Consider the following 12616-nt stretch of genomic DNA (forward strand, 5'->3'; position numbering starts at 1 on the left):
GGAAGCGGAAACAGGCGGGCGAGGGGGGATACCCTTCGTCACGACGCCCCCTGTTCCGAGGGGCGGGCCGTGACGGCCTCGATCAGCAGCACGGCCACCCCGAGCACGATGGCCGCGTCCGCCACGTTGAAGACGTACCAGTGCCAGCCCCAGGCATAGGCGTCCACGAAGTCCACCACCGCCCCGAAGCGGGCGCGGTCGATCACGTTGCCCACCGCCCCGCCGACGATGGCGCCGAGGGCGAGGGCGGTGCGGTTGTTCTCCGCCTTGGCCATCCAGCGGACGAGGAAGACGGCGATCGCCGCCGCCAGCGCCGCCAGCGCCCAGGCGTGCCAGGGCTCGCTGCCGGAGAGGAGGCCGAAGGTGACGCCCCGGTTCCAGACCATGGTGAGGTCCAGCCCGAAATCGCCGCCGCCGAGCAGCGGCACGTTGCGGCGGGCCGGTAGGTTCAGCACCTCCAGGATCCACCACTTGCTCGCCTGGTCGGCCAGCAGGACCAGCAGGGCGAGGGAGAGGCCGCGGCGGAGATGGGCGCTCATCACGCGACCGCCGCCTCGCAGCGCAGGCAGAGGGTGGGGTGGGCGGCGGAGCGGCCGACTTCCGGCAGCACGCGCCAGCAGCGGTCGCATTTCTGACCGGGCGCCGGGGCGAAGCGGGCGGCGGCGTGCTCCCCTTCCTCCACCCCCTCGCCCTCGGGCTTCGTGCCGAGCAGGGTCAGGTCGGAGGTGATGCAGAGCTCGGCCCAGGGGAGGTCCGTCAGGTCGGCATAGGTTTCGCCAAGATAGAGTTCCGGCGCGGCCTGGAGGGAGCTGCCGATGGTGCCGGCCGCGCGCGCCTTCTCCAGCGCGGCGGTGACGAGGGAGCGCACGGCCCGCGCCCGCGCCCAGCGGGCCGCCAGCGCCTCGTCCCGCCACGCCGCCGGGATCTCGGGGAAGGTCTGCATGTGCACGCTGTCCGCAGCCTCGCCAAAGCGGGCGAGCCAGGCCTCTTCCGCGGTGAAGACGAGGACGGGGGCGAGCCAGGTGCAGAGGCAGCGGTGCAGCACGTCGAGCACCGTGCGCGCGCTCCGGCGGCGCGGGTCGTCCGCGCGGTCGCAGTAGAGGCTGTCCTTGCGAATGTCGAAGAGGAAGGCCGAGAGGTCGGAGGCGCAGAAGTTGTGGATCTCCGGCACCACGCCGGACCAGTCGTAATCCGCGGCGGCGCGGCGGATGCGCGCGTCGATCTCCGCCACGCGGTGCAGGATGAAGCGCTCCAACTCCGGCAGTTCCGCGTGATCGACCCTCTCCGCCTCGGTGAAGCCGTCGAGACTGCCGAGCAGCCAGCGCAGCGTGTTGCGGATGCGGCGATACAGCTCCGCCTGCTGGCCGAGGATCGTCTTGCCGATGCGGAGGTCCTCGGCGAAGTCCGAGTTCATCACCCAGAGCCGCAGGATGTCCGCGCCGTAGTCCTTCATCACCTCCTGCGGGGCGGTGACGTTGCCGAGGGACTTGGACATCTTCCGCCCGGATTCATCGAGCACGAAGCCATGGGTCAGAATCGCCTTGAAGGGCGCCATGTCCCGCGTGCCGATCGCTTCCAGCAGGGAGGAGTGGAACCAGCCGCGATGCTGGTCCGAGCCCTCCAGGTACAGGTCTGCCGGGAAGGGCAGGTTGTGGTCGGGCAGGCAGAAGGCGTGGGTCGAGCCGGACTCGAACCACACGTCCACGATGTCCATCACCTGCTCGTACTCGTCCGGGTTCCGCTCGTTGCCGAGGAAACGCGCGGCGGCGCCGGGCTTGTACCAGGCATCGGCCCCTTCCTCGCGGAAGGCGCTCAGGATGCGCTCCATCACCTCGGGGTCGCGCAGCGGCTCGCCCGTGCGCTTCTCGACGAAGACGGCGATGGGCACGCCCCAGGCGCGCTGGCGGGAGATGCACCAGTCCGGGCGCGCCGCGACCATGGAGCCGATGCGGTTGCGCCCCTGGTCCGGCACGAACTGCGTCTCGGCGATGGCGGCCAGCGCCTTCGCCCGGATCCGGTTGGCGTCGTCCATGGCGATGAACCACTGGGGCGTCGCGCGGAAGATCACGGGCTTCTTGCTGCGCCAGGAATGCGGGTAGCTGTGCTTCAGCGTGCCGCGCGCGGCGAGCGTGCCCATCGTCTCCAGCGCGGCCATGACGGCCTCATGCGCCTTGAAGACGTGGGTGCCTGCGAAGCCCGCCGCCTGGACGGTGTAGGTGCCGTCGTCGCCCACCATCTCCGGCACGGGCAGGCCGTGCGCGCGGCCGAGGGCGAAGTCGTCCTCGCCGTGGCTGGGGGCGATGTGCACGAAGCCCGTGCCGGCTTCGGCCGTGACGAACTCGCCCGGCAGCATCGGCACGTCGTGGTCATAGGCGCCCTCGCCCGGCGCCCAGCCGCGCAGGGGGTGGGCGAGGATCGTGCCGGCGAACTCGGCCCCCTTGAAGACGCGCCGCAGCGAGTGCGCGGCGATGCCGGCCTCCTTCTCGAAGGCGGGGAGGAGCGAGAGGGCCACGATCAGGTCGTCGCCGGTGGCGAGGCGCGAGCCCTCCTCGATGCCGTCCACATGGATCAGCGCGTAGTCGATCTCCTCGCCATAGGCGACGGCGCGGTTGGCGGGGATGGTCCAGGGGGTGGTGGTCCAGATCACCACCCGGGCCTCCTCCAGCTCCGGCACGCCCGTGCTCACCACGGGGAAGGCGGCGTGCAGCGTGGGGCTGGTGACGTCGTGGTACTCGATCTCGGCGTCCGCCAGCGCGGTCTTCTCGACCGGGCTCCACATCACCGGGCGCAGGCCGCGGTAGAGGGAGCCGTTCATCAGGAACTTCCCAATCTCCCCGGCGATCACCGCCTCCGAGGTGAAGTCCATGGTGGCGTAGCGGTTCTCCCAGTCGCCGAGCACGCCGAGGCGCTGGAACTCCTGGGACTGGATGCCGAGCCAGTGGCGGGCGTACTGCCGGCACTCCTCGCGGAACTCGAGGACTGGGACGGAATCCTTGTCCCGCTTCTTCGCGCGGTACTCCTCCTCGACCTTCCACTCGATCGGCAGGCCGTGGCAGTCCCAGCCCGGGACGTAGTCGGCGTCCCGCCCCGACATCTGGGCGGCGCGGTTGATCACGTCCTTCAGGATCTTGTTCAGCGCGTGGCCGATATGCAGCGGGCCGTTCGCATAGGGCGGGCCGTCATGAAGGACGAACTTCCGCAACCCGCGGGAGCGCTCACGGAGCTGCCCGCGGAGGTCCTGCGCCTTCCAGCGGGCGAGCGTCGCGGGCTCGCGCTTGGGCAGGTCGCCGCGCATGGGGAAGGGCGTCCGGGGCAGGAAGACGGTGCTGCGGTAGTCGCGGCCCTCCTGCGCGCTGGCATTCTCGGGGGCAGGGGCGTCGGTCATGGTCGGTCCGGGTCTCGGGGCCGCGCGGGCCCGGATCGGGGCCCGGCGCAGCGAAGGGGCTGGCGCGGCGGTTGTCTCCCGGCCCTCAGAGGAGGACCGGGCCGGGAATTCGCGCCCGCATGGGGGCTGTGCGCGGCCGGAGGAGCATGGGCGCCATATGCGGAGGCGGCGCGGGCGGGGTCAAGGAGCCCCCGGGGGCTCGGCCGGCCGCCGCGCCGCCACCGTGCTCAGCCCTCGGCGGGCTCGTCCCGGAGATAGGGCTCCACCTTTCCCTGCAGCTTCATCGTCATCGGCTTGCCCTTGCGGTCCAGCGCCTTGCCGACGGAGAGGCGCACCCAGCCCTCGCTGACGCAGTACTCCTCCACGTTGTTCTTCTCGACGCCCTTGAAGCGGATGCCCACGCCCCGCTCCAGCAGCTCGGCGTTGAAATAGGGGCTGGCGGGGTCGGTCGAGAGGCGGTCGGGCATGGCGGGGGCGGTGTCGGCGGGGCCGGGCGCGGTGTCGGCGGTGTCGTCGGTCATGTCGGCGGGCCTTGATGGGCGTTCGGGTCGGGGTGTTAGCGAAGCGCGGGGGCGGAGTCCAAGACCGGTTCCGAGAACGGCGCCGGCGGGGCGCCCGGCTCGAACCGCACGCCGAGGCGGGCGTAGAGCTCGGAGAGTCGCCGCTCGTAGGCCTCGGCGCTGAAGAATCCTGCCTGGCGGCGGCCTTCCAGCGAGAGGCGCCCGCGCAGGTCGGCATCCGCGTCCAGCGCCCGGATGCCCTCGACCATCGCGCGGATGTCGTAGGGATTCACCTTCACGGCAGCGTCCCCGACCACTTCCGGCAGGGAGGAGGTGTCGGAGGTGAGGACGGGCGTGCCGAGGCTCATCGCCTCCAGCGCCGGTAGGCCGAAGCCCTCGTAGAGGGAGGGGAAGAGCACGGCCCTGGCGCCGCGGATAAGGCTGACCAGCAGGCGGAAGGGCGCGTAGTCCAGCAGCACGATCTTGCGCCGCGTCACCAGCCGCCCGTTCTCCTGCGAGATGTACTTAATGTGGTCGTCGAAGAGAACCTTCAGCTCTTGGTCGCTCTTCCATGCCTGCTTGCCGACGATGACGAGCGGCAGATCGGAGCCGGAAGCGAGGAAGGCCTCGATCATGCGGCCAACATTCTTCTTCGGCTCGATCGCGCCGAAGAACATGAAGTAGCCCTTCCAGTCCAGGCCGAAGGATCCCGCCACCTCGTCGCGCGCCATGTCCTCCGGCTTGTCGGCGAGTTTGGGCGGCAATTCCACCGACTGGTAAGTATTGGTCACCTTCTCCGGATCGGCGCCGAGGAGGTTGATGATGTCGCGACGCGAGGCCTCGCTGACCGTGACTATATGGTCTGCCTGGGCGAGGAGCGTCATGCAGAGCCGGTAGTAACGTCGCTTGTGGTCCAGCGTGGTGAAGGGCAGGCGCAGCGGCACGAGGTCGTGGAAGCAGTAGATGTTCTTTGCACCCTGGATCCGCAGCGGGAGCGGATAGGTCCAGTGCACCAGTTCCGGCGAGTTCGCCGGGCTGGGCAGGGGGATCACTCTCTTGAAGATCTTAAAGTTGTTGTGGGAGCGGGTGAACACGTCCTCCACGTTCCACAGCCGGTCGAAATGCGGCATGCGCGCGGAGAAGGTGTCCGTCACCACATTTCCCGTGACCGGCACCTCGACCACTTTCTCGTTGAAGCCGGCGAGGAGCATCTGGCGGAGTTGCCGGGCGGGGCGGATGTTCATCATGCGCTGGGATGGATCGTCGAAGAAGGTGACCTCCCGCAGCAGCGGCTTCAGCTTTGGGCTGACGGGCCGGCCGTAAAGCACCTCCACCTCGGCTCCCATCGTGCCGAGCCGGTAGGAGAGGTTCCGCGCATAGGTGGACACGCCGGTGCCCTGTTCCAGCGCGAGGTTGAAGCCATCGATGAGAATCCGTGGGCGCATCCCGTTCATTCTAGGCGAGATGGCCGCGGGCAGGAACCGGGGGTTGCGCGCTGGCCTTGCAATACCCGCCACCGCATGCTCCGCCATGCGCGACGGGGATCGGATGCGAGGGGGACCGGGCGTGAGCGGGAATGGTGGGGAGGATCCGGGCGAGCTGCTGTCGCGGGGCGATGCCGCGCGCGACGCGGGCGATTGGGCCGAGGCGGCGGAGGCCTATGGCGCCTTCCTCCGCCTGCGGCCGGACGATCCCGGCATCCTCGTCCAGCGCGGCCACTGCCTGAAGGAGGATGGCGACCCGGCGGCGGCCCTCGCCCTCTACCGCCGCGCCGAGGCGCTGAGGCCCGACGAGGCCGACATCCCCCTCCAGATCGGCCACGCGCTGAAGCTGCTCGGGCGGCGGGGCGCGGCGGCGGAGGCCTATGGGCGGGCGCTCGCCCTCGCGCCGCTGGAGACGGATCCCTGGAACGAGTGGCGTGCCCTCCTGCCCCATCTCACCGCCGCGCCGGCCGACGGGCCCGTGCTCGACCTCTCCGACCTCGTGAGCTGGTACGGCCACCGGCGGGCGCCGAGCGGCATCCAGCGCGTGCAGGCCGAGATCGCGGCCGTGGCCGGGGGCGCGACGCTCTGCGCCATGCATCCCGAGGACGGCGTGTGGCGCGTGCTGCCCCTCGGCCTCTTCCGCCGCCTGCACGCGCTGTCCCGCAGCGGGGCGGACCCGGAGGAGCCCGCATGGAGGGAGGCGCTGTCCGTCCTCGGCGCCTGGCGCCGCGAGGGGGCGGCGCTGCGGCCGGGGCCGGGCGCCGTCATCATCACCCTCGGCAGCGCCTGGTGGCTGCCGCGCTACGCCACGGCCCTCCGCGCGGCCCGGGCGGCGGGGGCGCGCCACGTGCCCGTGCTGCATGACTGCGGCCCGCTGGTGCTCCCCGGCCAGGTCGACGAGGCGACGCGGGCCGATTTCGGGCGCTGGTTCTCCGGCCTGCCCGCGCTGGCGGACGGGGTGATCGCCGTCTCCGGGGCCACCGCCGCCGAGTACCGCCGCCTGATGGCGCGCTACCTGCCGGACTGGCCCGCGCCCCCCGTCACCGTCGTCCCGCCGGACGGAAGGCCCGCCACGGTAGAGGCGGAGGAGGAGCCGGAGCCGCCGCCGACCGTGGCGGCCACCCCGGCCGCCGGCGCCCTTCGCCTCGCCGGATTGTCCCGCCGCCGCGCGGCGCCCCTGGCGCTCCAGGCCGCCCGCGCCGCCGGGCGCGTCCATCCCGACCTGCCGGAGGAGCCCTTCGTCCTCCTCGTCTCCAGCCTGGAGCCGCGCAAGAACCACCTCCTGGCCCTCGCCGCCTGGCGCATGCTGCTCGACCGCCGGGGCGCCGGGGGCACGCCGCGCCTCGTCCTCGCCGGGCGGCGCGCGCCGGGGGACGGGCCGGTGATGGACGCGCTGGCCGCCGACCCCGCCCTGGCGGAGCGGGTGACGCTGCTTCACGAGCTGGACGACGCGGCGCTCTCCCGACTCTACCGCGGCTGCCTCTTCACCCTCTATCCCAGCCGGCACGAGGGATGGGGGCTGCCCGTCTCGGAGTCCCTCTTCCACCGGCGGGTGCCGCTCGTCTCCGAGATCCCGGCGCTGATGGAGAGCGGCCGCAAGGGCGCGGTGTTCTTCACCCCGAACAGCGCGGAGGACCTGGCCACGGCGGCGGAGGGGCTGATCGCGGACCCCGCGCGGCTGGCCGCGCTCGCGGCCCGCATCCCGCGGCACGGCGGGCTGCGTCCCTGGGCCAAGGTGGCGGAGGACCTTCTCGCCGCGGCCCGGCGCCTGGCCGCCACGCCGCGGGAGGCCCCGCCCGCCCTGGTGCCCTGCGTTCCCGTCGCGCTCGGCCACGCGCACGCCATCGGCCCCGATCCCGCGCTCACCCGCGCGGAGTCCGTGCAGAGCGGCGGCGGCTGGTACCCCGTGGAGGACTGGGGCGTGTGGACGCGGGCGGGCCGGGCGGTGATGCACCTCCTCGCACCCTCCTCGGGGCCGGCCCGGCTGGCCCTCGTCTTCCGCTGGCCCCCCGGGGCACAAGGGCTGCTGCGGATCACGCTCGGCCGGGCCGGCGCGCCGGTCTCGGCCGCCGAGCTGCGGCCCGGCGTGCGGGAGGAGATCGCGCTGGAGATCGGGGCGGGCGACCCCGAGCTACACCTCGCCCTCGAATGCCTGCCCGGCACGCGCCTGCCCGAGGGACGGGAGGCGGGGGTGGGCGTCGTCTCGGTGGCGGTGATGGCGGGCGGCTCGCCGGCCGACCGCGTGGCCTTCCTCGAGAACCGGGTCCTCGTGCCCGCGATCCCGGGCTGAAAGACGCGGGCGGCGCGCGCGGCGCCGCCCGGAGGCCTCCGCCGTTACTGGAAGACGCGGGCGGAGAGGGCCGTCTGATAGATGAGCTGAAGCACGTCCCGCGTCACCTGGAACAGCTTGGGGTCCAGGCGGGGGAGGGCGATCAGCTCGTCGCCGGGGCGCGGGCCCTCGCGCGGCTCCAGCACCAGCTCGCCGCTCGCGCGGCGGATCATGATGTTGGAGAGGTTGCCGCGCTGGGTGAAGCCGCCGGCCTGGCGGACATAGTCCTCAATCCGCAGGTTCGGGCGCCAGAGCACGGCCTGGGGCGCGGAGACCTCGCCGGCCACCAGCACCACCTCGCTGCGCTCGGGGACCACGACGGTGTCGCCATCCTCGAGCCGGGTGTCGGTGCAGCGGCCGGAGCTGTCGGAGACCACCAGCCGCCCCTCCGGCCGGATGCGGCGCCCGCGCGAGATGTACTGCGAGACGAGCTGCGCCTCGCTCGCGCGGATCTCGGCGACGCCCGTGGTGGTGGAGGTGGCGCTGAAGAGCTGCCGCTCCAGCCGGTCCAGCGTCTCGTTGATCGTGCGCTGCTGCTGGGCCGCGATGCGCGGGCGCAGCAGGAAGACCGATTTCGTGTCCGCCAGCACGGGATCGACCGCCACATGGTCGAGGAGCTGGCAGAGGCCGATGTCGCGGTCCGCGATCAGCACGGAGGGGCCGATGCGGCTGCCCTCGATCGTCACGCGGATGGTCTGGGCCGGCGCGTCGGTGATGAAGCTGGCCACGTCCTGGTCGAGCAGCTGGATGCGGCGCAGCTCGGCCACCGTGGTGTAGCGGGACCAGGGCGCGCCGTTGCGCGTGCCGCGCACGACGACGTTGGTGGCCGAGGGCAGCGGGCCGGCGAGCCCGATCAGCTCCTCGCCCGTCATGGCGCGGCCCGGCACCTCGAAGAGGTAGTTGTTGCGGATCGCGCCCTCCACGCTGACCAGCGCGCCCTGCTTGGCGACGACGATCGTGTCGCCCTCTTGGAAGAGGAAGCGCGGCAGGCGGCCGGTGAGGAGGAAGGGGTAGAGGTCCACCGTCTGCACGGTGCGGCCGCCGCGCTGGATCTGGATGTCGCGGAAGGAGCCGCGCGCGGGGTCCACGCCGCCGGCCCGCAGGAGGTAGTCCAGCACGCTCTCCATCCCCGTGCCGACATGGCGGCCGGGCGCGCGAACGAAGCCGGTGACGAAGACGCCGATCCGGTTGACGTTCAGCAGCACGGCATAGACCTGCACCTGCTGCGTGTAGATGCGGCGCACCTCCCCCTCGACCACGCGCTGGAGGTCGCCCGAGCGGGTGCCGGCGATCTTGATCGGGCCGATCGAGGGCAGGAACAGGTTGCCGTCCGCATCCACCTGGCCGATCGCCTCGGACTCCACCGCGCCCCAGACGCGGACGGAGACGCGGTCGCCCACGGCGATCACGTAGTTCGGGTTCGGCGCGTCGGAGGAAACGGGCGCGCCCCGCGTGAAGAGGCTCGCGCCGAAGACGGTGGTGGAGGGGCCGGGCGCGCGCTGCGGCTCGCCCAGCGGGCCGGAGATGGTGGGCCCGCCCTCCGCCTCGGTGGTGGTGCCGGGGCGGGAGAGAGTGCTCGCATCCGGCAGGATGGAATCGAGGGTCTGCACGGGCGCCGCCTGGGCGAGCAGCGGCCCGAGGCGGCCGGGAACCGGCTGCTGCAGCACGCTCCCGGCCTGCGCCGAGGCGGCGGCCGGCGACAGGACCGGCAGGGCCGCGGCGAGCAGGGCGAGGGCGAGGAAAGGCCCGCGAGGCTTGCGGTGTTCAGGCTGCATGTTCACGGAACCCGGCGAAGATCAGGGAGGCAATGCCATAGAAGACGCAGAGCACGGCGAAGACGCTGCCCACGGCGAAGGCCGCCTTGGGATACTGCGCGCTCTCCGCGATCTGTGGCTGGGTGATGCGGGCGAGGTAGAGCTGCTGGCGCGCCACGTCGACGCGCGCGGATTCGAGGCTGGCGACGGCGGAGGCGAGCTGCTTGTCCGCGAACTCCCGCTCCAGCATCAGCCGCTCGTAGCCGGCGAGCTGCTGCGGCGCGGCCTGGTTCCCGCCCGTCAGGCGCTGGCGCTCGTTGGCGATGCCGGCCTCCAGCGCGGCGATCCGGTTGCGGAGGACGCCGATCTGAGGGTTGTCCGGCCGCATGTAGCCGGACTTCTCGCGCAGCTCGGCGCGCGCCTGGGTCAGGGCGCCCTCCATGGTGCTGACATTCCCCACATTCGCCGCGATCTCGCGAGAGGGGTCGATGGCCTGCTCGCCCTGGCGGAAGGTCTTCAGCGCCTCGTGCGAGGCGACGACCCGGCGCTCGGCGATTTCCACCTCGTGCCGCGCCACCCCGAGCGTGTCGTTGCGCTGCCGCTCGCTCAGGCGGTTGACGAGGTTCTCGGCGATGCGGAGCAGGCCCTCGGTCAGCGCCTTGGAGTCCTCGGGCCGGAAGCTGCGGACCTGGAGGTTCACCGTGCTCGCCTCCGAATCGTACTCCGCCGTCACCATGCGCCGGTAGTAGCGGGTGAGCTGCTCGATCGTCGGCTCGCTCATCCAGAGCATGGCGGGAAGATCGGCCTCCGGCCGGCGCCAGATCGAGACGAGGTCGACCGACTGCCGCAGCTCGCGCACCGCGTCCTGGGAGTGGAGGAAGTCGCGGACCGCCATCGCCTCCTCCTGCACCGGCTTGAAGCCGGCGCTGCCGAGGGCCGAGCCCAGCAGGCTCATCGAGCTGCTGGCGGAGGATGAGCCGCGCACGAGGAAGCGCGCCTCGCTGGCGTACTGGCCGGCGGCGATGCCGTAGTAGTAGGTGGCCACCAGAGCGGTCGGCAGCGCCACGGCCAGCAGGAAGCCGCGCCACTTGCGCAGCCCCCTGGCGAGGCGCGACGGGCGGCGCGGCGCGGCGATGGACGCGCCGGCCGGGGCCGCCTCAAAGGCTTTGATAGACGGCAATACCTTCATCGAGGTCCTCATACAGCTCGAGGAGGCCGTTCCGGAGCACGACGGCGGTGCGGCAGTACTGCCTGATGTGATCGGCGAAGTGCGAGACCATGAGGAGCGAGGCGTTTCCGAGCCGCTCCTCGAGCATGGTCTGGCACCTCTGGACGAAGCGCTGGTCGCCGGCGGAGATGATCTCGTCGACGAGGTAGCAGTCGAACTTCACGGCGAAGGACAGGCCCATGAGGAGCCGGCCCATCATGCCCGCGGAGTAGGTGCGGACGGGTTCGTGGAAGTACTGGCCGATCTCGGAGAAGGACTGCACGAAGTCCAGCGTCTCGCGCACGTCCTGGCCGTAGATGCGCGCGATGAAGCGCGCGTTGTCCGCCCCGCTGAGGCTCGCCTGCAGGCCGAAGCCCGAGCCGAGCGGCCAGGAGACCGACATCTCCCGCCGCACGCGGCCCTGGGTGGGCGATTCCACGCCGGACATGACGCGCATGAGGGTGGACTTGCCCGCGCCGTTCCGCCCGAGGATGCCGACCGCGTCGCCGCGCTCGATCACCGCGTTGATGCCGCGCAGGATGTCCCGCCGCCCGCCGCGGACGGGATAGGACTTCCAGACGTTCTCGAGGATGAGTGCCATGGGAGGTGCGCGGCCGGCTCAGAAGATCTCGAGCTTGCGGCGCGCGGTGCGCAGCGCGAGCATGCCGAGGAGGTTCACGACCAGGATCCACTGGCCGACATAGAAGAGGTCGTAATAGGACGGGAACGCGTCGCCGAAGATCCCGTGCCGGATCGCCTCGTGGATGCTCACGAGCGGGTTCCACAGCAGCAGCTCGCGGATCCCCGGCGACATCCAGTGCAGCGCGAAGAAGGCGCCGGAGAGCGGCATCATCAGGTAGGTGATGGGATGGATCAGCCGCTCCGCGCTGTCCCAGCGGGAGCTGGCCGCGGCCACCAGCAGCGACGCGCCGTGGCAGAGCAGGAACAGGAGCGCGAGGGTGCCCGCGATCAGCCCGGGATTCGCCGGCAGGATCTCCGCGAACCAGGCGGCGACGGTCAGGATGATGGCGATCACCCCGACGACGGCCACCGCCTCCAGCAGGTTGCGCGCGATCATGACATCGGCCGGCGTGACCTGCCGGTGGAAGAGCAGGGTGAGGTTCGCGTGAATCGCGCTGCCGGCCCGGTTCACGATGGAACGGAACATGAAGAAGGGCACGTAGCCCACGATGCTGAAGATGAAGGGGTCCGCCCCGCCCGGCAGGCGCTGGCCGTGCGCGAGGTGCATCACCCCGACCATGGAGCCGAGGAAGAGGGGCTCGAAGAACAGCCAGAGGAAGCCGAGGTTGTGCCGGCCGAACCGCGTCTGCATCTCGCGCATGACGAGGGCGCCGATCACGCGGCCCTGCGTCGCCATGCCCTCGATGATCCAATGACCCTTCTCCCGCCGCTCTGGCGGGATCGGCACCGTGCCGGTCGCGCTCACGGGCGATAGACCGCCCCGCCGCGCAGCAAGGCCCGTGCCGCGACCCATCCCTGCGAGGGGTCGTTGCAATAGGTCGCGCCCGGCGCGCCGCCGGCGATGCCGGAAGGCCCGAACTGCAGCTCGCGGCACTCCCGCCCGGAGGCGGCGTTGTAGGCGCGCACCATGCGGGCGGAGACGACGCCCTGCGGCAGCTGCACGCTCTCCGCCTGGCCCTGCCGGGCACGCGCGGCGAAGGCAGCGAGGGGATCGGCGGCGCGGGCGGGCAGCACGACATCCGTTGCGGGCGGCGGCGACTGGGGGGCGGGGCCGATGCCGGCCGGGTTCCACCAGCTGCTCTCCGCCGTGCTCCGCGCGCAGCCGGCGAGCATCGGGCCGGCGAGCGCGAGGAGGAGCGCGAGGGGGCGGATCGCTGCCGCGACGCGGACCGTCGTCGGGCGTGTCGGGCACTTCCGCCGGGCACTGGCCGGGCCGGTAAGCATGGCTTCCATCATGCGATCACATTAACGTAAG

At 71.9% G+C, this 12616-nt stretch carries 10 protein-coding genes; 1 reads left to right on the plus strand and 9 read right to left on the minus strand.

Going from position 1 to position 12616, the window contains the following annotated elements:
- Nucleotides 1-38: 38 nt before the first annotated feature.
- From lspA to FHS87_RS00880, 4 genes are all read right to left on the minus strand, one after another.
- Entirely contained in the window at nucleotides 39-539 is a 501-nt protein-coding gene (gene lspA, locus FHS87_RS00865) for a signal peptidase II (RefSeq protein WP_184512848.1), read from the minus strand.
- Nucleotides 539-3385 (minus strand): isoleucine--tRNA ligase, encoded by a 2847-nt coding sequence (gene ileS / locus FHS87_RS00870; RefSeq protein ID WP_184512850.1) that lies wholly within the window; start codon nucleotides 3383-3385, stop codon nucleotides 539-541. Before ileS ends, lspA begins: the two co-directional genes overlap by 1 nt.
- 227 nt (nucleotides 3386-3612) lie before the next feature.
- Nucleotides 3613-3906 (minus strand): DUF3297 family protein, encoded by a 294-nt coding sequence (locus tag FHS87_RS00875; RefSeq protein ID WP_246417713.1) that lies wholly within the window; start codon nucleotides 3904-3906, stop codon nucleotides 3613-3615.
- A 35-nt stretch (nucleotides 3907-3941) separates the two neighbouring features.
- Complete coding sequence (locus FHS87_RS00880; RefSeq protein WP_184512852.1) at nucleotides 3942-5330, minus strand: glycosyltransferase family 4 protein; 1389 nt, start codon at nucleotides 5328-5330, stop codon at nucleotides 3942-3944.
- A gap of 121 nt (nucleotides 5331-5451) precedes the next feature.
- On the opposite strand from FHS87_RS00880, the gene FHS87_RS24410 reads away from it, so the two are divergent.
- Entirely contained in the window at nucleotides 5452-7659 is a 2208-nt protein-coding gene (locus FHS87_RS24410; protein WP_184512854.1) for a glycosyltransferase, read from the plus strand.
- A 44-nt stretch (nucleotides 7660-7703) separates the two neighbouring features.
- On the opposite strand, the gene FHS87_RS00890 is transcribed toward FHS87_RS24410, so the two are convergent.
- The 5 genes from FHS87_RS00890 to FHS87_RS00910 are packed head-to-tail and all read right to left on the minus strand — an operon-like array spanning nucleotide 7704 to nucleotide 12597.
- Nucleotides 7704-9473, minus strand: coding sequence for a polysaccharide biosynthesis/export family protein (locus tag FHS87_RS00890; RefSeq protein WP_184512856.1), 1770 nt, complete (start codon nucleotides 9471-9473; stop codon nucleotides 7704-7706).
- Nucleotides 9463-10641, minus strand: a complete 1179-nt coding sequence (locus FHS87_RS00895) for a capsule biosynthesis protein (protein WP_184512858.1) — start codon at nucleotides 10639-10641, stop codon at nucleotides 9463-9465. The genes FHS87_RS00890 and FHS87_RS00895 overlap by 11 nt, the downstream gene beginning before the upstream one ends.
- The gene (locus tag FHS87_RS00900; protein WP_184512860.1) at nucleotides 10610-11260 is read right to left on the minus strand and encodes an ABC transporter ATP-binding protein; all 651 of its coding nucleotides are present in this window, start codon (nucleotides 11258-11260) and stop codon (nucleotides 10610-10612) included. The genes FHS87_RS00895 and FHS87_RS00900 overlap by 32 nt, the downstream gene beginning before the upstream one ends.
- 18 nt (nucleotides 11261-11278) lie before the next feature.
- Nucleotides 11279-12106, minus strand: a complete 828-nt coding sequence (locus FHS87_RS00905; RefSeq protein WP_184512862.1) for an ABC transporter permease — start codon at nucleotides 12104-12106, stop codon at nucleotides 11279-11281.
- Nucleotides 12103-12597 (minus strand): hypothetical protein, encoded by a 495-nt coding sequence (locus tag FHS87_RS00910; protein ID WP_184512864.1) that lies wholly within the window; start codon nucleotides 12595-12597, stop codon nucleotides 12103-12105. Before FHS87_RS00910 ends, FHS87_RS00905 begins: the two co-directional genes overlap by 4 nt.
- Nucleotides 12598-12616 lie beyond the last annotated feature (19 nt).

It is taken from the genome of Muricoccus pecuniae (genome assembly GCF_014199205.1).
Classification (GTDB): Bacteria; Pseudomonadota; Alphaproteobacteria; order Acetobacterales; family Acetobacteraceae; genus Roseomonas; species Roseomonas pecuniae.